Genomic DNA, 20,220 nt, shown 5'->3' on the forward strand with positions numbered 1-20,220 from the left:
TGCTGCCGGTCAGATGCCGGCCAGCACGCGCAGGTGCGCGACGACGCTGCGGCCGAGCGCGGACAGGTTGTAGCCGCCCTCGAGGCAGCTGACGATGCGGCCCTGCGCATGCCGGCGCGCGACGTCGACGATCTGCGCGGTCAGCCACTCGAAATCGGCCTCGACGAGACCGAGGTTGCCGATGTCGTCCTCGCGATGCGCGTCGAAGCCGGCCGACACGAACAGCATCTGCGGCTTGAACGCGTCGAGGCGCGGCAGCCAGAACATGTCGACCGCTTCGCGGATCGCCATCCCGTTGCTGCGCGCAGGCATCGGCAGATTGACCATGTTCGGCGCCTGATGGTCGACGCCGGTGAACGGGTACAGCGGATGCTGGAAGAAGCTGCACATCAGCACGCGCGCGTCGTTCGCGAACGCCGCTTCGGTGCCGTTGCCGTGATGCACGTCGAAATCGACGATCGCGACGCGCTCGAGGCCATGAACGTCGAGCGCATGCCGTGCAGCAATTGCAACGTTGTTGAAGAAACAGAAGCCCATCGCGCGCGCCGGTTCCGCGTGATGGCCGGGCGGCCGGACGCTGCAGAACGCGTTCGCGTAGCGGCCTTCGATCACCGCGTCGGTCGCCGCGATCGCGGCGCCGGCCGCGCGCAACGCCGCCCGCCACGTGTCGCGGTTCATCAGCGTGTCGGGATCGATCTCGACGTAGCCGTCGACGGGCGTCAAGCCGCGGATGTAGTCGATATGGGCCTGCGTATGCACGCGGCCGAGCGCCACCTCGCTCGCGAACGGCGCGGTTTCGTGCACGATCAGGTCGTCGATGCGGCTCGCGATCAGCTGATCCTGAATCGCCGACAGTCGGGCCGGGCATTCCGGATGCCATTCCCCCATCTCGTGCAGCATGCAGTCGGGGTGCGTATAGAAGGCGGTTGCCATAAGCTGTCATCCGCGACGCAGGGTGCGCCGCAGGTCTCCATCAATGATGTCCATCGTCTGCCGCGAATTCGCCGCTAACTTACCACAACGGTGCGCTGCCACGCGCCGGCACGCAGGATGCGTCGGGTATACTGCGCCGAACCCCATCGCCCTGTCCGCCCGCTTCGACATGAATTCCAGCAAGCCTGCCGCCCTTCTCTCCATGCTGTTTCGCGTTCGTGTTCCGCTCGTTGCCGCTGCCGTCGCCGCGATGCTGAGCACCGCATCCGCCGCCGCGCAGACGCAGCCCGCGAAGCCCGCCGGCACGCTCGTCGCGCAGGCGCAACCGCAGCAGCCGGCACCGCAAGGCCAGACCTTCGAAGAGGAAATCGTTCCGCAGCGCTACGCGAACAACGCGAAGATCGATGCGTTCATCGACGAGATGGTAAGCCGCAACGGCTTCGATGCCGCGAGCCTGCATGCGCTGTTCTCGCGCGTCAGCTACTCGGCCACCGCCGTGAAGCTCGTGAAGCCGGCCCCGACGCCTTCGGTGAAGAACTGGCGCCTCTATCGCTCGCGCTTCATCGAGCCGATCCGCATCAATGCGGGCGTGAAATTCTGGAAGGCGAACCAGGCGACGCTGCAGCGCGCGTCCGCGGAATTCGGCGTGCCGCCCGAGGTGATCGTCGGCATCATCGGCGTCGAAACGATCTATGGCCGCTACATGGGCAACTTCCGCGTGCTCGATGCGCTGACGACGCTCACGTTCGACTATCCGGACACGCCGAATCGCGACAGCCGCCAGGCAACCTTCCGCAAGAACCTCGAGGATTTCCTGGTCTGGACGCGCGACAATCAGCTCGACCCGACGACCGTGCTCGGCTCGTACACGGGCGCGATCGGCATCCCGCAGTTCCTGCCGAGCAGCATCCGCGAATATGCGGTCGATTACGACGGCCGCGGCCACGTCGATCTGCGCAGCAGTCCTGCCGATGCGATCGGCAGCGTCGCGAACTACCTGAAGCAGCACGGCTGGGAAACCGATCGCCCGGTGGTGTGGCGGATCACGCCCGACACGGGCAGCCTCGGTATCGCGCAGGCCGCGGCCGACGGTCAGCCCGAGCCGCACTGGGCGCTGTCGCAGCTGCTGCGCGCAGGCATGACGCTCAACGAGCCTGCGGTCAACATCACGACCGAAGCAAGCACGCCGGTCACCGTCGTCGACCTGCCGTCGCCGGGGCGCGCGACCGAGTACATGCTGGGCCTGAAGAACTTCTACGTGCTCACGCGCTATAACCGCAGCTTCTTCTACGCGCTCGCGGTGTACCAGCTCGGCGAAGCGGTGAAGGCCGAAATGGAAGCGAGCGGCGCGCTGCCGCTGCCTGCGGCCGACACGGAAGCGCCGGCGCAGTAAGGCACCTCCGCGCAAAGAAAAAGCGCCGCTCATGCGGCGCTTTTTCTTTGCGCGGCCGGGCCGATGCCGGCCCGGCCACGGGCTGGCGTTACGCAGGGAACACGCCGGTCGACAGGTAGCGGTCGCCGCGATCGCAGACGATGAACACGATCGTCGCGTTCTCGACCTGGCGCGCGATGCGCATCGCGACTTCGCATGCGCCGCCCGACGAGATGCCGGCGAAAATACCTTCGACGGCCGCGAGCCGGCGCGCCATTGTCTCCGACGCGGCCTGACTCACGCTCTCGACGCGATCGACGCGGCTGCGATCGAAGATCGTCGGCATATAGGCTTCCGGCCACTTGCGAATGCCCGGAATACGCGAGCCCTCTTCCGGTTGCGCACCGACGATCTCGATCGCCGAATTCTGTTCCTTCAGATAGCGCGACGTGCCCATGATCGTGCCGGTCGTGCCCATCGCCGACACGAAGTGCGTGATGCGCCCTTCCGTGTCGCGCCAGATCTCCGGGCCCGTTCCTTCGTAGTGTGCGATCGGATTGTCGGGGTTTCCGAACTGATCGAGAATCACGCCCTTGCCCTCGCGCTGCATCTGCTCCGCGAGATCGCGCGCGAGTTCCATCCCGCCCTTCACCGGTGTCAGGATGATTTCCGCGCCGTAAGCGGCCATGCTCTGGCGGCGCTCGACCGACAGGTCCTCCGGCATGACCAGCACCATCTTGTAGCCGCGGATCGCCGCGGCCATCGCGAGCGCGATGCCCGTGTTGCCGCTCGTCGCCTCGATCAGCGTATCGCCCGGCTTGATGCGGCCGCGCGCCTCGGCCTTGCTGATCATCGACAGCGCGGGGCGATCCTTCACGGAACCGGCCGGGTTGTTGCCCTCGAGCTTGGCCAGCACCACGTTGTTGCGTGCGCGAATCTCGTCGTCCGGCAAGCGGACCAGTTGCACGAGCGGCGTGTTGCCGATCGTGTCTTCGATAGTTTTGTAAGCCATGGGAATACCGTAAGTGCGAGGGCGATCAATCGATTGATTGTAAACCAGCGCAGGCACGCACGCGGGCAACCCCCATCGGGACGATGGAATACCGGCACCGCGCGATTCACGATCGTGCAGGCGGAGCATGCACGCAAAAAACCCGCGGCATGCCGCGGGAAGCCGCCCCAACGACGGCGACTGAAGGAGCCTGTGGTGGAACCGTTGAACGGGTGTGCGTTACTTCTGCGCAGTGCGGGCTGGCGCCGCCGCGGATTTCGCAGCAGCGGGCTTGCCGGCGGCAGGCGCCGCCGCGGCACCTGCCGCGCCGATCGTCAGGCCTTCCTGCTGAAGGCGCTCGACCGTATGGCCGCCCATGCCTTTCACGCGCGACGCGAGATCGTCCGCACTCCTGAACGGACCGCGCGCACCGCGCTCGTCGAGAATCGCCTTGGCTCGCGCGGGCCCGATGCCCTTGATACCGACGAGCGCATCCTCGTTCGCGGTGTTGACGTCGACGGCCGCCCAGGCCGAGGCGATCGCGCCGAACATCGCGACGGCAGCAAACCATTTTCTGATCATATGCTGGATCTCCGATGAAAACGGCCGGCGGCTGCCGACCGTGAGACCCAGTCTAGCGATACAACGACTGCGTTTAAACCTGGCCGGACAGCCAACGCACGTAGCGATCGACCCCTTCCTGCACGGTCAGGAACGGCGCATCGTAGCCGGCCGCGCGCAGTTTCGTCTGGTCGGCCTGCGTGAAGCACTGGTACTTGCCGCGCAGCGCATCGGGGAACGGCACGTATTCGATCAGTCCTTGCTCGACCTGTTGCGCGAGCGTCAGCGGCGGCAGGTTGTCGAGCGCACGCAGCGTGTTCACGACCGTCGACGCGATGTCGTTGAACGGCTGTGCCCGACCGGTACCGAGGTTGAAGATGCCCGACTTCTCCGGATGATCGAAGAAGAACAGGTTCACCTTCGCGACGTCCTCGACCGACACGAAATCGCGCGTCTGCTCGCCCGGCGCGTAGCCGTTGTATTCGCCGAACAGCTTCACCTTGCCTTCCGCGCGGAACTGGTTGAAGTTGTGGAACGCGACCGACGCCATGCGGCCCTTGTGGGTCTCGCGCGGGCCATACACGTTGAAGTAGCGGAACCCGGCAATCTGGCTCTTCGCGCTCGGCAGCACGCGGCGCACGACCTGGTCGAACAGGAACTTCGAATAGCCGTAGACGTTCAGCGGCGCCTCGACCTCGCGTTCCTCGACGAAACGCGTCGAGCCGCCGTAGATCGCGGCCGACGACGCGTACAGGAACTGCGCGCCCTGCGCGAGGCACGCATCGAGCACCGCGCGGCTGTAGCGGAAGTTGTTGTCCATCATGTAGCGGCCGTCGGTCTCCATCGTGTCCGAACAGGCGCCTTCGTGGAACACCGCGCGTACCTTGCCGAAGTCGCCGCGCGTGAAGCGTTCGACGAATTCGGTCTTGTCGAGATAGTCGTCGATCTCGCAATCGACCAGGTTCCGGAACTTGTCCGCGCGCGTCAGATTGTCGACCGCGATGATGCGCGACTCGCCGCGCTCGTTGAGCGCCTTGACGATGTTCGCGCCGATAAAACCGGCTGCGCCGGTGACGATGATGGTCATGGTCGTTCTGCCTGAAAAATGACAACACACATGCGCGACGCGCCCGGTGCGCCGCGAAATGCACTCAGTGAAAAAGTTCGTCGTAGTCTACCGTGGCCGTGCCGAGCTTGCCGACGACGATGCCCGCGGCGCGGTTCGCCAGCACGACGGCGTCGACGAGCGGCACGCCGGCGCCGAGCATCGTCGCGACGGTCGCGATCACGGTATCGCCCGCGCCCGACACGTCGTACACCTCGCGCGCCAGTGCCGGCGCATGCAGTTCGCCGTTCGCGGAGAAGAGCGTCATCCCCTCTTCCGAACGCGTGAGCAGCAGCGCATCGAGGTCGAGGTCCGCGCGCAGCTTCGCGACGCGTGCGCGCAAGTCGTCTTCCGAATGCCAATGACCGATCACTTCGCGTAGTTCGGAGCGATTCGGCGTGATCAGCGATGCACCGCGATAGCGCTCCCAGTCCCCGCCCTTCGGATCGACGAGCACGGCCTTGCCGGCCGCGCGCGCCTTCTCGATCATCGTCGTCACGTGCGTGAGGCCGCCTTTCGCGTAATCCGACATCAGCACGACGTCGTGCTCCGGTAGCAGCACGTCGAACCGCGCGAGCCCCGCCAGCAGCACCTCGTGCGTCGGCATCGCCTCGAAGTCGACGCGCAGCAGTTGCTGCTGGCGCGCGAGCACGCGCAGCTTGATGGTGGTCGGCAGCGCCGCGTCGCGTTCGAGATAGGGCGTCACGCCGCTGCTGTCGAGCAGCTCGACGATCCGCTCGCCCGGTTCGTCGCAACCGACCACGCACAGCAGGCCGGCCTGGCCGCCGAGCGTCACCGCGTTGCGCGCGACGTTGGCCGCGCCGCCGAGCCGCTCTTCCTGACGCTGCACGTGAACGACGGGCACCGGTGCTTCCGGTGAAATACGGTCGACGTTGCCGAACCAGTAACGGTCGAGCATCACGTCGCCGACGACGAGCACGCGCGAGCGCGCGAGCTGCGCGCGCGGTACCGGCACCACTTCGCGAAGGGTAGTCATCGTTCGCTCATCCACGGGAAAGGGACTGGGGATCGACATGCGGACGGCCGATCGCGTGGTAGTCGATGCCGAGCTCGGCCATGGCGTCCGGCTCGTACAGGTTGCGCCCGTCGAAGATCACCGGCGCCTTCAGTTCCGCCTTCAGCCGCGTGAAATCCGGGCTGCGGAACTCCTTCCACTCGGTGACGATCACGAGCGCGTCCGCGGCCGTCACGGCCGCGTCCTGCGTATCGACGAAGTTCAGGCGCGCGAGCGCGTCGGAGCCGTCGCCGAGATCGAGCGCGAACACGCGGCGCGCTTCGTCGATCGCGACCGGGTCGTACGCGCGCACGGTCGCGCCGCGCTCGAGCAGCGCGCCGATCAGCCGGCGGCTCGGCGCCTCGCGCATGTCGTCCGTATTGGGCTTGAACGCGAGGCCCCAGACCGCGAATTCGCGGCCGGTCAGGTCCGCGCCGAAACGCTGCTCGATCTTGCCGATCAGCACGTCCTTCTGCGCGGAGTTGGCCGCTTCGACGGCCTCCAGAATCCGCAGCGGCTGGCCGTTCTCGCCGGCCGTGCGGATCAGCGCCTGCACGTCCTTCGGAAAGCACGAGCCGCCGTAACCGACGCCCGCGTACAGGAAGTGATAGCCGATGCGCGGATCGGAGCCGATCCCGCGGCGCACGGCTTCAATGTCGGCGCCGACCTTGTCCGCGAGATTCGACATTTCGTTCATGAACGAGATGCGCGTCGCGAGCATCGCATTCGCCGCATATTTCGAGAATTCCGCCGACCGCACGTCCATGTAGATCGTGCGTTCGTGGTTGCGGTTGAACGGCGCGTACAGCTTCTTCATCTTCTCGCGCGCGATCGTGCCCGTCTCGTCGTCGTCGACGCCGATGATGATGCGGTCCGGACGCATGAAATCCTCGACGGCCGCGCCTTCCTTGAGGAACTCGGGATTCGAAACGACCGAGAAGCGGTGCGCGACGCTGCCCGCGAGCCCGCGCGCGCCGAGCGCCTCGTCGACCACGCCGCGCACGCGCTGCGCGGTGCCGACCGGCACCGTCGACTTGTCGACGATCACCTTGAACCCGGTCATGTGACGGCCGATGTTGCGCGCGGCCTCGAGCACGTATTGCAGGTCGGCCGAGCCGTCCTCGTCGGGCGGCGTGCCGACCGCGATGAACTGGATCTCGCCGTGCGCGACGCTCGCCTCGATGTCGGTCGAGAAACGCAGGCGGCCGGCCGCGCGGTTACGCGCGATGATGTCCAGCAGCCCCGGTTCGTGAATCGGCATCCCGCCGTTGTTCAGGATGTCGATCTTGCGCGGATCGACGTCGAGACAGAAAACGTCGTGGCCGATCTCGGCGAGACAGGAGCCCGTGACGAGACCGACGTAGCCGGTGCCGATGATGGTGATTTTCATAGATGTTCCGGTACTTCCCGGTGATTGACTAACTTGGCCGCCAGGCCGGGCCCGGCGGCGACCGCCGCGTGTCGCTGCCGCGCGCCGGGATCAGCCGGGCATCGCGGGTTCGATGCGACGCGGCGCATAGGTTTCCCAGCCGCTGCAGCCGGGGCACTGCCAATAGAAGAGCCGTGCCCGGAAACCGCAATTCTGGCACGTATACCGTGGCAGATTCTTGGTGCGCTGCTTGATCAGCGCCCGCATCATTTCAAGTTCCTTACGGCGCGGCTCGTCGGCGGCCGCGATCTGCGCGTCGAGCAGATGCAGCATGCCCGACAGGTTCGGCGACTTTTCCATCTGCGTGCGCGCGAGCGTATGCGCAGCTTCCTGACCGCGCAATCCGGCGATGTGCTGGTACGCGATGTCGAGCAGGTCGTTAGACGGATAGCGATCGACGTAGCCCATCAGCAGCTCGGCGCCCTCGACCGGCTTGCCGAGCGCGACATAGGCCTTCATCAGCTTGTCGGCGACGAGCGGCAGATACGCCGGATTCTGCGCTTCGACGCGCTTCCAGTGCTCGACCGCGGCCGCATGATCGCCCGCGGCTTGCGCGGCGTCGCCGGACAGGATCGTCGCGCGGACGTTCTGCGGATTCGCCGCGAGCGCGAGCTTCAACTGGTCGGCCGCGGCCGCTGCGTTCTTGCGCTGCAGCGCGTCCTGCGCGAGTTCGCAGTGAAACTGCGCGATTTCGATGCCGAGCGGCTTGTCGCTCATCGACTCGATGCGCTTCGCCGTATCGATCGACTTGTTCCAGTCTTTCTCGATCTCGTAGATCGTCAGCAGCGCCCGCTGCGCGCCGAGCGCGTAGTCGCCATCGGCGAGCCGGTGGAACGCCTCCTCGGCACGATCCAGCAGGCCGGCCTTCAGGAAGTCCTGGCCGAGCTCGTACAGCGCGTGATCGCGCTCGTTGACCGGCAGGTCCGTGCGGCTCAGCAGGTTCTGGTGGACGCGGATCGCGCGGTCGGTTTCGCCGCGGCGGCGGAACAGGTTGCCGAGCGCGAAGTGCAACTCGACCGTCTCCGGGTCGAGCTTCGCGACTTCGATGAACGCGTCGATCGCCTTGTCCGGTTGTTCGTTCAACAGAAAATTCAGGCCGCGGAAATACGATCGCGGCAGGTTGGCGCTCTCCGACAGGAGGTTCTTCAGGTCATAACGTGACGCCGCCCAGCCGAGCGCGAACGCCACCGGTATCGCGAGCAACCACCAGAAATCCAGATCCATGCGAAATATCGAAGCAGAGACGAAAACCGCGCGAAGATCGCGCGGCGTCCGAGTTAAATGACGGGCGGCATCGGCGGCTGGTCGACGATGGCCGGGGTTTCGCGGGCCGCGCGCAGATCACGCTTCAGGCGCCCGTTCTCGAGACGCATGCGGAAGATCGCCGACAGCGCGGACAGCAGGCCGGCCAGCAGCCCGACCACGAAGAACGCGAGGCCGATCAGGATCAGCGGCGCTTGCCATGCATAGCCGGCAAGGAAATTCAGCGTCGCGGTTTGCGTATTGGCCAGCGCGAGCACCAGCAGCAGCACGAACACCAATACCCGGATCAGCCAGACGATAAACTTCATGTAGCCCTCTCGTTGTTGAGGTTTGCCGAGGCGCGCGACTCCCCTTCGCAGCGCCGAATCGACCCGTATTGTAAAGGAAGCGTTTCCGCGTCAGCGCACATCCTGCCGGCGCACGGCGGCCACACGTCCGCCGGAAATGAAAAAAGCGCCCGCAAGGGGCGCTTCTTTCTTCAGCCTTCGCCGGACAGATTCCGGGCACACCGAACGGCGTTCAACGCTCGTCGTCCGGATCATCAGCTTTCAGCGGCTCGCCGGCGCGGCCGTCGACGCGTTCACGCAATTCCTTGCCGGGCTTGAAGTGCGGCACGAACTTCTCGGGCACTTGCACTTTCTCACCCGACTTCGGGTTGCGTCCGACGCGCGCCGGGCGACGGTTGAGGCCGAAACTGCCGAAACCGCGAATTTCGATGCGGTGCCCTTTCGACAGGGCGTCGGACATCGCATCGAGCATCGTTTTCACTGCGAAATCCGCATCCTTGAGGACAAGTTGCGGAAATCGCAGTGCCAGCTGCGCGACCAACTCGGATTTGGTCATACTTCAGCAGACCTCGTGAGGCTTACTGGTTCTGGCCGTCGAGCTTCGCCTTCAGCAGCGCGCCGAGGTTGGTCGTACCGGTCGCAGCAGCGCTGGTGTCCGACTGCAGGCCGCGGATCGCTTCCTGTTGTTCAGCCGAATCCTTCGCCTTGATCGACAGGTTGATGCCACGCGACTTGCGATCGATGTTGATCACCATCGCGTTGACCTTGTCGCCTTCCTTCAGCACGTTGCGTGCGTCTTCGACGCGATCCTGCGAGATTTCCGATGCGCGCAGGTAGCCTTCGACGTCGCCCGTCAGCGTAATGACGGCGCCCTTCGCATCGACCGACTTCACCACGCCGTCGACGATCGAACCCTTGTCGTTCATTGCAACGTAGTTGCTGAACGGGTCGCCTTCGAGCTGCTTGATGCCGAGCGAAATGCGCTCCTTCTCGACGTCGATGCCGAGCACGATCGCTTCGACTTCGTCGCCCTTCTTGTACTTGCGAACGGCTTCTTCACCGGCTTCGCTCCACGACAGGTCCGACAGGTGGACCAGGCCGTCGATGCCGCCCGGCAGACCGATGAACACGCCGAAGTCGGTGATCGACTTGATTGCGCCCGTGATCTTGTCGCCCTTCTTGAAGTTGCGGCTGAAGTCATCCCACGGATTCGGCTTGCACTGCTTCATGCCGAGGCTGATACGACGGCGGTCTTCGTCGATCTCGAGGACCATGACTTCGACTTCGTCGCCCAGCTGGACAACCTTCGACGGCGCAACGTTCTTGTTGGTCCAGTCCATTTCCGACACGTGGACGAGGCCTTCGATGCCCGATTCCACTTCGACGAATGCGCCGTAGTCGGTGATGTTCGTGACCTTGCCGAACAGGCGCGTGCCCGACGGGTAACGGCGCGAGATGCCTTCCCACGGATCGTCGCCCAGTTGCTTGATGCCCAGCGACACGCGGTTCTTCTCTTGGTCGAACTTGAGGATCTTCGCGGTGACTTCCTGGCCAACCGACAGGACTTCGCTCGGGTGACGCACACGACGCCATGCGATGTCGGTGATGTGCAGCAGGCCGTCGATGCCGCCGAGGTCGACGAACGCACCGTAATCGGTGATGTTCTTGACCACGCCGTTGACGATCGCGCCTTCCTTCAGCGTCTCGAGCAGCTTCGCGCGCTCTTCGCCTTGCGTTGCCTCGATGACTGCACGACGCGACAGCACGACGTTGTTACGCTTGCGATCGAGCTTGATCACGCGGAACTCGAGCGTCTTGCCTTCGTACGGCGTCGTGTCCTTGACCGGACGCGTGTCGACCAGCGAACCCGGCAGGAACGCGCGGATGCCGTTGACCATCACGGTCATGCCGCCCTTCACCTTGCCGGTGATCGTGCCGGTGACGAGTTCGTTGTTGTCGAGGGCCTTTTCCAGCGACAGCCACGATGCGAGGCGCTTCGCCTTGTCGCGCGACAGGATCGTGTCGCCGTAGCCGTTTTCGAGTGCGTCGATCGCGACGGACACGAAATCGCCCGCCTGCACCTCAACCTCGCCCTGATCGTTCAGGAATTCCTCGATCGGAATGTAAGCCTCGGACTTCAGGCCTGCATTGACGACCACGAAGTTGTGGTCGACGCGCACGACTTCGGCGGAGATCACTTCGCCGGCGCGCATGTCTTGGCGGGTCAGCGACTCTTCGAACAGAGCCGCAAAGGATTCGGTATTCGGGGTGGAGGTTTGCAGGTCGGACATAAAAATCTGATTGTGCATGGATCGCTGTGCCACGCCGGCCGGAATGGCAGGCTGAAAGGGCCAGATCGAAGCCACACGGGGTTAAGGGTTTCAAACACGCTTCGCGCTCACGCGCGGAGCACCTACTGCCGCCCGCCTTCTCAGGCTGGCTGGCCCAGCGCGCGGTACCACTGCAGCACCTGGTCGACGGCTTCATCGACCGACAGCGCCGACGTATCGAGCAGCTGGGCATCTGCCGCGGGCTTCAGCGGCGCGGCTGCGCGATTGCTGTCGCGCGCGTCACGTTCACGGAGATCCCGGAGCAAGTCATCCATATTAGCAGAAAAACCTTTTTGCATCAATTGCTTATGCCGTCTGGCCGCGCGCGCCTCGGCGCTGGCCGTCAGGAACACCTTCAGCACGGCATCCGGGAAGATCACCGTACCCATGTCGCGGCCGTCCGCGACGAGGCCCGGCGTCTTGCGGAACGCGCGCTGGCGCGCCACCAGCGCGGCCCGCACCGGCCCGTGCACGGCAATCGCCGACGCGCGGTTGCCGACCGCTTCGGCACGGATGTCGTTCGACACGTCGACGCCGTCCAGCTGCGCGCAACCCTCGCGGAAGGTAATGTGAAGATCGTCGATCAGCTTCACGAGCGCGTCGATGTCCTCGGCCGCGATGCCGTAGCGCACGCTCGCGAGCGCCGCGAGCCGGTACAGCGCGCCGCTGTCGAGCAGGTGGAAGCCAAGATGCGCGGCGACGAGCGCCGCGACGGTGCCCTTGCCGGAGGCGGTCGGACCGTCGATCGTGATGACGGGAGTCGGGTGAAAGGGTCGGGTCGATTTCATCGGGTACGGTCGGTCAGGCTTTGGCGAGCGCGGCGAAGCGGTCGAAATAGTCGGGGAACGTCTTGCCGACGCACTTCGGATCGTTGATCCGCACGGGCACGCCGCCCAGGCTGACGAGCGAGAAGCACATCGCCATCCGGTGATCGTCGTACGTGTCGATCGCCGCGCTCGGCGTGAGCCGTTGCGGCGGCGTGACGACCAGGTAGTCGGGCCCTTCTTCGACGATCGCGCCGACCTTGCGCAGCTCGGTCGCCATCGCGGCGATGCGGTCGGTTTCCTTCACGCGCCAGCTCGCGATGTTGCGCAGCGTGCTCGTGCCGCTCGCGAACAGCGCGGCGACCGCGATCGTCATCGCCGCGTCCGGAATCAGGTTGAAGTCCATGTCGATGGGCTCGAGCTTGCCGTGGTCGTGGCCGATGCCGCGCACTTCGATCCAGTCGTCGCCCATCGTCACGTTCGCGCCCATCTGCATCAGCGCGTTCGCGAAACCGACGTCGCCCTGGATGCTCGCGCGCCCCACGCCCTCGACGCGCAGCGGGCCGCCGCCGAGCGCGCCGGCCGCGAGGAAGTACGAGGCCGACGACGCATCGCCTTCGACCATGATCCGGCCCGGCGAACGATAGCGGACGCCGGCCGGCACGACGAAGCGCTGCCAGCCGTCTCGCTCGACGGTCACGCCGAAGCGTTCCATCAGCCGGATCGTGATGTCGATGTACGGCTTCGAGATCAGCTCGCCGTCGACTTCGACGACTATCCTCCCGTCCTTCGCCTTCACGAGCGGCAGCGTCATCAGCAGCGCGGTGAGGAACTGGCTCGACACGTCGCCGCGCACGCGAATCGGCGCATCGACCGTGATCGCCGCCGGCTTGATCCGCAGCGGCGGGAAACCTTCGTTCTGCTCGTAGTCGATCTGCGCGCCGATCTGCCGCAGGCCGTCGACGAGGTCACCGATCGGCCGCTCGTGCATGCGCGGCACGCCGTGCACGCGATAGTCGCCGCCGTTCACGGCGAGCGCTGCCGTCAGCGGGCGCACCGCGGTGCCCGCATTGCCGAGGAACAGATCGGCCGTCTTCGCGGTGAACGCGCCGCGCGTGCCGGTGACGACGCAGGTGTCGCCGTCGCGCGCGAGCTTCACGCCGAGCTTGCCGAGCGCGTCGAGCATCACGCGCGTGTCGTCGGAATCGAGCAGGTTCGTGATCGTGGTTTCGCCTTCGGCGAGCGCCGCGAGCAGCAGCACGCGGTTCGAGATGCTCTTCGAGCCGGGCAGGCGCACGGTGCCCGATGCGCTGGAATACGGGCCGAGATCGAGATAGTCCATGGGAGTCGTCCTGTTATTTCTTGACCGGTTCGGCAGCGGGCTGCGCGCCGCGCTCCTGCCATGCCTTGCGTGCCGCGCGCGAGCGCGTGAACACGGCTTCGAGCGCCGCGCCGTCGCCGGCGTCGATCGCCGCACGCAGCCGTGCGAGCACGCGCGTGTAACCGTCGAGTTCGTCGAGCAGCGCCGCGCGATTCGCGACGCACACGTCGCGCCACATTTCCGGGCTCGACGCAGCAATGCGCGTGAAGTCGCGGAAGCCGCCCGCCGCATACGAGAATTTCAGTTCGGCATCCGCCTCGCCGAGGATCTGCTCGACGAGCGCGAACGACAGCACGTGCGGCAAATGGCTGATCGACGCGAACACGCGGTCGTGCTGCGACGTGCTCATCGTGCGCACGTCGGCGCCGGTCGCACGCCACATCGCATCGATCCGCGCGATGGCGTCAGGCGCGTTCTCCGGCAGCGGACACAGCACGACGTTACGGCCGACGTACAGATCCGGCAGCGCGGCTTCGACGCCGCTCGACTCGCGTCCGGCGATCGGATGCCCCGGCACGAACTGCGCGATCCGCGCACCGAGCGCATCGCGCGCGGCTTCGACGACGTCGGACTTGGTGCTGCCCGCGTCGGTGACGATCGTCGCCGCGTCGAGCCACGGCGCGATGCGCGCGAGCAGCGGGCGCGTCTGCGCGACGGGCGCGGCCAGCAGCACGAGGTCGGCGCCGGCCAGCGCGTCGCGCAGTTGCGCGTCGTCGTCGAGCGACGCCGCGCGATCGATCACGCCGAGCGCAAGCGCTCGCTCGACCGACGCCCGCGAACGGCCGACGCCGACGACTTCACCCGCGCCGCCGGGTGCCCGTTCGCGCAGTGCGCGCGCCAGCGATCCGCCGATCAGGCCGACGCCGAAAATGACCAGTTTGTTGAATGCAAAGCCTGACACGACATGAGCCAAGTGACGCGCGCGGAACGGTGCCCCGCGCACGGAAGTCCAGATTCCGGGTAACGGGCGCGCACCCGGTGCGCACCCGCGCCGGCTACCGCCCGAACCCGCCTTCGGCAGTGCCGCCCGGCCTGCCCTGCCCGCTTCGCCGCGGCGCGTACGCGCGGCGGGCGATGGGTCGCCGCGCGTCAGCGCGCGCGCGGATACGATCCGAGGATCTTCAGGAACGCGGCCTTCTGACCGAGTTCCGCGAGCGCGGCGGCTACGGCCGGCTCGTCCCGATGCCCTTCGATGTCGATGTAGAAGTAATACTCCCACGTGCCGACCCGCGCCGGGCGCGACTCGAAGCGCGTCATCGACACGCCGTGCCGCGCGAGCGGCTCGAGCAGCTTGAACACGGCACCCGGCTCGTTCTTCACCGACACGATCAGCGACGTCTGGTCGTGACCGCTTTGCCCGGCCGGATGCTTGCCGATGATCACGAAGCGCGTGCGGTTGTGCGGATCGTCCTGGATCAGCGAGAACGCGATCTGCAGCCCGTAATGCGCGGCCGCTCGATCGCCGGCGATCGCGGCCACGGTCGGATCCGCCGCCGCGAGGCGCGCAGCCTCGGCATTGCTCGCCACCGCCTGCCGCTCGAGCTGCGGCGCGTTCGCGGCGAGCCACTGCTGGCATTGCGCGAGCGCCTGCGCATGCGCGCAGACACGCGTCACGCCGTCGAGCGTGCCGCTCTGCGTGAGCAGGTTGTGATGGATGGGCAACGCAAGCTCGCCGCTGATCAGCAGCTGGGTCTGCAGCAGCAGGTCGAGCGTGCGCGACACCGCGCCTTCGGTCGAATTCTCGACCGGCGCGATGCCGAATGCGGCCGCGCCTGCCTCGACGGAGCGGAACACCTCGTCGATCGACGGGCACGGCAGCCCTTCGATCGACTGGCCGAAATACTCGAACATCGCCTGTTCGCTGTACGTGCCGACCGGCCCGAGGAACGCGACGTGAATCGTCTGCTCAAGCGCGCGGCTCGCGGCCATGATCTCGCGCCAGATCGCGCTGATGTGCTCGCCCGCGAGCGGCCCCGCGCTCATGTCCTGCAGCCGCGCGATCACCTGCAGCTCGCGCTCCGGCCGGAACACCGGCGCGTTGAAATGCTTCTTGACCTCGCCTACCTCGAGCGCGACCGCGGCGCGCTGGTTCAGGAGCGCGATCAGCTGTGCGTCGATCGCATCGATGCGGTCGCGCAGCGGTTTCAGGCGGGAATTCAGTTCGTCGTCCATGCGTTTTGCCGTGCTGTGTGAACAGCGCCGCCGTCAGGCGTCGCGCCGCTCGAAGTCCTTCATGTACTCGACGAGCGCTTGCACGCCCTCGAGCGGCACCGCGTTGTAGATCGACGCCCGCATGCCGCCGACGGACTTGTGGCCCTTCAGCTGCAGCAGCCCGCGCGCCTTTGCGCCGGCAAGGAAGTCTTCATTGCGCGTTTCGTCGGCCAGGAAAAACGGCACGTTCATGCGCGAACGCACCGCGGGCTCGACCTTGTTCAGATAGAAGCTGCTCGCATCGATCGTGTCGTAGAGCAGCTTCGCCTTTTCGATATTGCGCGCCTCGATCGCGTCGAGACCGCCCTGCCGCTTCAGCCACTGGAACACGAGGCCGGCGATGTAGATCGCGTAGGTGGGCGGCGTGTTGTACAGCGAGTTGTTCTCGGCAACGGTTTTCCATTCGAACGCGGACGGGCAGATCGACAGCGCGCGATCGAGCAGATCCTCGCGCACGATCACGACCGTCACACCGGCCATCCCGATGTTCTTCTGCGCGCCGCCGAACAGCACGCCGTACTTCGCGACGTCCATCGGGCGCGACAGGATGTGCGACGAGACATCCGCGACCAGCGGCACGTCGCCGAGGTCGGGAATCTCGAACGTCTCGACGCCGTCGATCGTCTCGTTCGTGCACAGATGCACGTAGGCCGGATCGTCCGACAGTTGCCATTCTTCACGGGCCGGCGCGCGCGTGAAGCCGTCGGCCGTTTTGCCGGACGCGGCCAGATGCGGCGTGCCGTACTTCTTCGCTTCGTTGAACGACTTCTGCGACCACGAGCCCGTCACGACGAAATCGGCGGTCTTGCGCGCACCGAGCAGGTTCATCGGCACGATCGCGTTTTCGGCGATGCCGCCGCCCTGCAGGAACAGGATCCGGTGGCTGGCCGGCACGTCGAGCAGTTCGCGCAGGTCGGCCAGCGCCGCCTCGTGGATCGACATGAATTCCTTGCCGCGATGGCTCATCTCCATCACGCTCATGCCGCTGCCGTGCCAGTCGAGCATTTCGTCAGCGGCCTGCCGCAGCACTTCCTCGGGGAGCGCCGCCGGGCCGGCGGAGAAATTAAAGACGCGCATCGTGAAAAACCTCGGGAGGGACGCGGCCGGCTTGCCGCCGGCAGAAAGAACCGCGCCAGAAAAGGAATGGCCGCTTGCGCTCGCGCGCAAACGGCCATTATCGCACTGTCATCAGGCTCCCGCCAAACCCGGCCGAACGGCCGGGCGGCGTGCCCGGACGGCTTACTTGCCCGGCTTGACTGCCGCGACTTCCTTGTCAGCCTGCGCGCGCGTTGCCTGGATCGCTTGCGGCATGTACTTCTGCATCAGGCCGTTGACCACGTCGCGGCCGACCTGATCCTGAACCTGGATGAACTTGCGGCCCGTCGGGCTCTTGTAGAACGTCGTCAGATCCTTGATCTCCGACGTGCTGTAGTACTTCGCGTACGCGTCGTACTGAGCCGACATCGCGTCGTTCTGGAACTGCTGCGTGCCGAACACCTTGCCCGCGCCGTCGACCAGCTTCGGCACCGCGTTCTTCTGCAGCGTCGGCACCGCAGCCTGCTTCTGCTTGTCGTTCAGCGACTTGTTTTCCGACAGCGCGTCCGACAGGATTGCCGGCACGAGCTGCTTTGCCTGCATCTCGGCGCTGTTGCCGATCGCCGACACGAGCTTCGGCGCGTCGATCGCGTCGAGCAGATCCTTGATCGCCGCCTTCTTGTCGGCGTCGATCGGCGCAGCTGCTGCCGTTGCGGCCGGTGCGGAATTCGACAGCGCTTGCGCCATCGCGAACGTCGGCACCAGTGCAGCCAGCAGAACCAGTTGCTTGAATTGCTTTTGCATCATCACTCCCTCTTGGAAATATGAATGGTTGCTCGCCGACCGCGGCGCTTTACGCCCGCGGCGGCTCGAGTCTCATCCGTTCTCAGGCTTCGCCGTCCGACGCCTCGTCGGCTTCGCCGTCGCCCTCTTCGGCTTCCGCGATCTGCTGCAGGCCGGAGAGCTTGGTACCCTCATCGAGACTGATGAGTGTAACACCTTGCGTCGCGCGGCCCATCTCGCGAATCTCGGACACGCGCGTACGAATCAGCACGCCCGCAGTCGTGATCAGCATGATCTGATCCTCGGCGTCGACGAGCGTCGCAGCCACCACCTTGCCGTTGCGCTCGGACGTCTGGATCGCGATCATCCCCTTCGTGCCGCGGCCGTGGCGCGTGTACTCGGTGATCGGCGTGCGCTTGCCGTAGCCGTTCTCGGTCGCGGTGAGCACGGTCTGCTCCTCGCTGCCCGCGACCAGCAGCGCGATGACCTGCTGGCCGTCCTCGAGCTGCATCCCGCGCACGCCGCGCGCTTCGCGGCCCATCGGGCGCACGTCGTTCTCGTCGAAGCGCACGGCCTTGCCGGCGTCGGAGAACAGCATCACGTCGTGCGCGCCGTCGGTGATCGATGCGCCGATCAGGTAGTCGCCGTCGTCGAGGCCGACCGCGATGATGCCCTTCTTCATCGGACGGCTGAATGCCTCGAGCGGCGTCTTCTTCACGGTGCCGAGCGACGTCGCCATGAACACGAACTTGTCGGCCGAGAATTCCTTGACCGGCAGCACGACGTTGATCTTCTCGCCGTCCTGCAGCGGGAACATGTTGACGATCGGGCGGCCGCGCGAGTTGCGCGAGCCCTGCGGCACTTCATAGACCTTGACCCAGTACACGCGGCCGCGGTTCGAGAAGCACAAGATGTAATCGTGCGTGTTCGCGATGAACAGCGTCTCGATCCAGTCGTCTTCCTTCATCTGCGTCGCCTGCTTGCCGCGGCCGCCGCGCTTCTGCGCGCGATACTCGGACAGCGGCTGCGACTTCACGTAGCCCGCGTGCGACATCGTGACGACCATGTCCTGCGGCGTGATCAGATCTTCGGTGTTCAGCTCGGTCGCGTTCAGTTCGATCTTCGAGCGGCGCGCATCGCCGAACTCGGCCTTCACCGTCGTCAGCTCTTCGCCGATCATCGTCGTGATCCGCTCCGGGCGCGCGAGGATGTCGAGCAGGTCGGCGATCTGCGCCATTACTTCGCGGTACTCGCCGATGATCTTGTCCTGCTCGAGGCCGGTCAGGCGCTGCAGGCGCATCTGCAGGATTTCCTGCGCCTGCGTGTCGGACAGCTTGTACAGCCCGTCGCCCTGCATCCCGAATGCCGGGTTCAGGCCTTCCGGGCGATAGGCCGAGCGGCCGCCCGCGGCGGCGTTGTCGGTTTCCGCGCGCGTCAGCATCTCGCGCACGAGCGACGAATCCCACGGCTTCGCCATCAGTTCCTGCTTCGCGATCGGCGGCGTCGGCGCGGCCTTGATGATCGCGATGAACTCGTCGATGTTCGCGAGCGCGACCGCAAGCCCTTCGAGCACGTGGCCGCGTTCGCGGGCCTTGCGCAGTTCGTAGATCGTGCGGCGCGTCAGCACTTCGCGCCGGTGCGACAGGAAGCACTGCAGGATTTCCTTCAGGTTCAGCAGCTTCGGCTGGCCGTCGACGAGCGCGACCATGTTCATGCCGAACGTGTCCTGCAGCTGCGTGGCCTTGTACAGGTTGTTCAGCACGACCTCGGGCACTTCGCCGCGCTTCAGCTCGATCACGACGCGCATGCCGCTCTTGTCGGACTCGTCGCGGATGTCGGAGATGCCCTCGAGCTTCTTCTCGTTGACGAGCTCGGCGATGCGCTCGAGCAGCGAGCGCTTGTTCACCTGGTACGGCAGCTCGTCGACGATGATCGCCATCCGCTGGCCGCGGTCGATCTCCTCGAAGTGCGTGGCCGCGCGCATCACGACGCGGCCGCGCCCGGTGCGGTAGCCGTCGCGCACGCCGGCGACGCCGTAGATGATGCCGGCCGTCGGGAAGTCCGGCGCCGGGATGATCTCGATCAGCTCGTCGATCGTCGCTTCCGGGTTGCTCAGCAGGTGCTGGCACGCGTCGACGACTTCGTTCAGGTTGTGGGGCGGGATGTTGGTCGCCATGCCGACCGCGATGCCCGACGAGCCGTTGATCAGCAGGTTCGGGATGCGCGACGGCAGAACCGACGGCTGCGTTTCGTTGCCGTCGTAGTTCGGCTCGAAGTCGACCGTTTCCTTGTCGATGTCGGCGAGCAGTTCATGACCGATCTTCGCCATGCGAATTTCGGTGTAACGCATCGCCGCGGCATTGTCGCCGTCGATCGAGCCGAAGTTGCCCTGCCCGTCGATCAGCATGTAGCGCAGCGAGAAGTCCTGCGCCATCCGCACGATCGTGTCGTACACCGCTGTGTCGCCGTGAGGGTGGTACTTACCGATCACGTCACCGACGATACGCGCCGACTTCTTGTATGCGCGGTTCCAGTCGTTGTTCAGTTCGTGCATCGCGAACAGTACGCGCCGGTGCACGGGCTTCAGGCCATCGCGGACATCCGGAAGGGCACGTCCGACGATCACGCTCATCGCGTAATCGAGATACGAACGGCGCATTTCCTCCTCTAGGGAGGTGGGCAGGGTCTCTTTGGCGAATTGATCCATGTATCCGTATCGTTTCGGAGCGAAGACGGCGAACGCCTTTCGCGTGGGCGCTG

General features: G+C 65.8%; 18 protein-coding genes. 1 reads left to right on the top strand and 17 read right to left on the bottom strand.

The window, feature by feature from the left end; genetic code table 11:
- Positions 1–9: 9 nt before the first annotated feature.
- A complete protein-coding gene (locus BSE24067_RS15215) occupies positions 10–933 on the bottom strand; it encodes a histone deacetylase family protein (RefSeq protein ID WP_151063704.1) in 924 nt (307 codons plus the stop codon).
- A gap of 43 nt (positions 934–976) precedes the next feature.
- Here BSE24067_RS15215 and mltB point away from each other — a divergent pair, with 43 nt between their 5' ends.
- Entirely contained in the window at positions 977–2,326 is a 1,350-nt protein-coding gene (mltB, locus tag BSE24067_RS15220) for a lytic murein transglycosylase B (protein ID WP_170297443.1), read from the top strand.
- An 88-nt stretch (positions 2,327–2,414) separates the two neighbouring features.
- Here mltB and cysM read toward each other — a convergent pair whose 3' ends face one another.
- The 16 genes from cysM to gyrA form a co-directional block, all read right to left on the bottom strand.
- Positions 2,415–3,317, bottom strand: a complete 903-nt coding sequence (gene cysM / locus BSE24067_RS15225; protein WP_151063703.1) for a cysteine synthase CysM — start codon at positions 3,315–3,317, stop codon at positions 2,415–2,417.
- A 219-nt stretch (positions 3,318–3,536) separates the two neighbouring features.
- Positions 3,537–3,878 carry a ComEA family DNA-binding protein gene (locus BSE24067_RS15230; RefSeq protein ID WP_151063702.1) on the bottom strand — a complete coding sequence of 114 codons (342 nt, stop codon included), beginning with the start codon at positions 3,876–3,878 and terminating at the stop codon, positions 3,537–3,539.
- A 73-nt stretch (positions 3,879–3,951) separates the two neighbouring features.
- Positions 3,952–4,944, bottom strand: a complete 993-nt coding sequence (gene rfaD / locus BSE24067_RS15235; protein WP_151063701.1) for an ADP-glyceromanno-heptose 6-epimerase — start codon at positions 4,942–4,944, stop codon at positions 3,952–3,954.
- Between the two features lie 64 nt (positions 4,945–5,008).
- Complete coding sequence (gene rfaE1 / locus BSE24067_RS15240) at positions 5,009–5,959, bottom strand: D-glycero-beta-D-manno-heptose-7-phosphate kinase (RefSeq protein WP_151063700.1); 951 nt, start codon at positions 5,957–5,959, stop codon at positions 5,009–5,011.
- 7 nt (positions 5,960–5,966) lie between these two features.
- On the bottom strand, positions 5,967–7,367 hold the full coding sequence (locus BSE24067_RS15245) for a UDP-glucose dehydrogenase family protein (RefSeq protein ID WP_151063699.1): 1,401 nt from the start codon (positions 7,365–7,367) through the stop codon (positions 5,967–5,969).
- Between the two features lie 90 nt (positions 7,368–7,457).
- Complete coding sequence (lapB, locus tag BSE24067_RS15250) at positions 7,458–8,630, bottom strand: lipopolysaccharide assembly protein LapB (RefSeq protein ID WP_151063698.1); 1,173 nt, start codon at positions 8,628–8,630, stop codon at positions 7,458–7,460.
- Positions 8,631–8,683: 53 nt separating this feature from the next.
- Positions 8,684–8,977: a lipopolysaccharide assembly protein LapA domain-containing protein gene (locus tag BSE24067_RS15255; protein WP_151063697.1), complete on the bottom strand. Its 294-nt coding sequence runs from the start codon at positions 8,975–8,977 to the stop codon at positions 8,684–8,686.
- 211 nt (positions 8,978–9,188) lie between these two features.
- Positions 9,189–9,512: an integration host factor subunit beta gene (locus BSE24067_RS15260; protein ID WP_006750752.1), complete on the bottom strand. Its 324-nt coding sequence runs from the start codon at positions 9,510–9,512 to the stop codon at positions 9,189–9,191.
- Between the two features lie 22 nt (positions 9,513–9,534).
- Positions 9,535–11,247, bottom strand: coding sequence for a 30S ribosomal protein S1 (rpsA, locus tag BSE24067_RS15265; protein WP_151063696.1), 1,713 nt, complete (start codon positions 11,245–11,247; stop codon positions 9,535–9,537).
- 140 nt (positions 11,248–11,387) lie between these two features.
- Positions 11,388–12,074 carry a (d)CMP kinase gene (gene cmk, locus BSE24067_RS15270; protein ID WP_151063695.1) on the bottom strand — a complete coding sequence of 229 codons (687 nt, stop codon included), beginning with the start codon at positions 12,072–12,074 and terminating at the stop codon, positions 11,388–11,390.
- A 13-nt stretch (positions 12,075–12,087) separates the two neighbouring features.
- A complete protein-coding gene (gene aroA, locus BSE24067_RS15275; RefSeq protein WP_151063694.1) occupies positions 12,088–13,392 on the bottom strand; it encodes a 3-phosphoshikimate 1-carboxyvinyltransferase in 1,305 nt (434 codons plus the stop codon).
- A gap of 13 nt (positions 13,393–13,405) precedes the next feature.
- Positions 13,406–14,332, bottom strand: coding sequence for a prephenate dehydrogenase/arogenate dehydrogenase family protein (locus tag BSE24067_RS15280; RefSeq protein WP_151063693.1), 927 nt, complete (start codon positions 14,330–14,332; stop codon positions 13,406–13,408).
- A 188-nt stretch (positions 14,333–14,520) separates the two neighbouring features.
- The gene (gene pheA / locus BSE24067_RS15285; protein ID WP_151063692.1) at positions 14,521–15,603 is read right to left on the bottom strand and encodes a prephenate dehydratase; all 1,083 of its coding nucleotides are present in this window, start codon (positions 15,601–15,603) and stop codon (positions 14,521–14,523) included.
- Positions 15,604–15,636: 33 nt separating this feature from the next.
- On the bottom strand, positions 15,637–16,719 hold the full coding sequence (gene serC, locus BSE24067_RS15290; protein WP_151063691.1) for a 3-phosphoserine/phosphohydroxythreonine transaminase: 1,083 nt from the start codon (positions 16,717–16,719) through the stop codon (positions 15,637–15,639).
- A 162-nt stretch (positions 16,720–16,881) separates the two neighbouring features.
- Positions 16,882–17,481 carry a DUF2059 domain-containing protein gene (locus BSE24067_RS15295; RefSeq protein ID WP_014897732.1) on the bottom strand — a complete coding sequence of 200 codons (600 nt, stop codon included), beginning with the start codon at positions 17,479–17,481 and terminating at the stop codon, positions 16,882–16,884.
- 82 nt (positions 17,482–17,563) lie between these two features.
- On the bottom strand, positions 17,564–20,167 hold the full coding sequence (gene gyrA / locus BSE24067_RS15300) for a DNA gyrase subunit A (protein ID WP_151063690.1): 2,604 nt from the start codon (positions 20,165–20,167) through the stop codon (positions 17,564–17,566).
- Positions 20,168–20,220 lie beyond the last annotated feature (53 nt).

The sequence above is a fragment of the Burkholderia latens genome, from assembly GCF_902499045.1.
GTDB classification, from domain to species: Bacteria; Pseudomonadota; Gammaproteobacteria; order Burkholderiales; family Burkholderiaceae; genus Burkholderia; species Burkholderia latens.

Coding starts and splice junctions, on each gene's coding strand:
- gyrA (WP_151063690.1), bottom strand. CDS start 20,167: ATGGATCAATTCGCCAAAGAGACCCTGCCCACCTCCCTAGAGGAGGAA.
- cmk (WP_151063695.1), bottom strand. CDS start 12,074: ATGAAATCGACCCGACCCTTTCACCCGACTCCCGTCATCACGATCGAC.
- BSE24067_RS15260 (WP_006750752.1), bottom strand. CDS start 9,512: ATGACCAAATCCGAGTTGGTCGCGCAGCTGGCACTGCGATTTCCGCAA.
- rfaE1 (WP_151063700.1), bottom strand. CDS start 5,959: ATGACTACCCTTCGCGAAGTGGTGCCGGTACCGCGCGCGCAGCTCGCG.
- cysM (WP_151063703.1), bottom strand. CDS start 3,317: ATGGCTTACAAAACTATCGAAGACACGATCGGCAACACGCCGCTCGTG.
- lapB (WP_151063698.1), bottom strand. CDS start 8,630: ATGGATCTGGATTTCTGGTGGTTGCTCGCGATACCGGTGGCGTTCGCG.
- aroA (WP_151063694.1), bottom strand. CDS start 13,392: ATGGACTATCTCGATCTCGGCCCGTATTCCAGCGCATCGGGCACCGTG.
- BSE24067_RS15255 (WP_151063697.1), bottom strand. CDS start 8,977: ATGAAGTTTATCGTCTGGCTGATCCGGGTATTGGTGTTCGTGCTGCTG.
- rpsA (WP_151063696.1), bottom strand. CDS start 11,247: ATGTCCGACCTGCAAACCTCCACCCCGAATACCGAATCCTTTGCGGCT.
- mltB (WP_170297443.1), top strand. CDS start 977: ATGATGTCCATCGTCTGCCGCGAATTCGCCGCTAACTTACCACAACGG.
- pheA (WP_151063692.1), bottom strand. CDS start 15,603: ATGGACGACGAACTGAATTCCCGCCTGAAACCGCTGCGCGACCGCATC.
- serC (WP_151063691.1), bottom strand. CDS start 16,719: ATGCGCGTCTTTAATTTCTCCGCCGGCCCGGCGGCGCTCCCCGAGGAA.
- BSE24067_RS15215 (WP_151063704.1), bottom strand. CDS start 933: ATGGCAACCGCCTTCTATACGCACCCCGACTGCATGCTGCACGAGATG.
- BSE24067_RS15230 (WP_151063702.1), bottom strand. CDS start 3,878: ATGATCAGAAAATGGTTTGCTGCCGTCGCGATGTTCGGCGCGATCGCC.
- BSE24067_RS15245 (WP_151063699.1), bottom strand. CDS start 7,367: ATGAAAATCACCATCATCGGCACCGGCTACGTCGGTCTCGTCACGGGC.
- rfaD (WP_151063701.1), bottom strand. CDS start 4,944: ATGACCATCATCGTCACCGGCGCAGCCGGTTTTATCGGCGCGAACATC.
- BSE24067_RS15295 (WP_014897732.1), bottom strand. CDS start 17,481: ATGCAAAAGCAATTCAAGCAACTGGTTCTGCTGGCTGCACTGGTGCCG.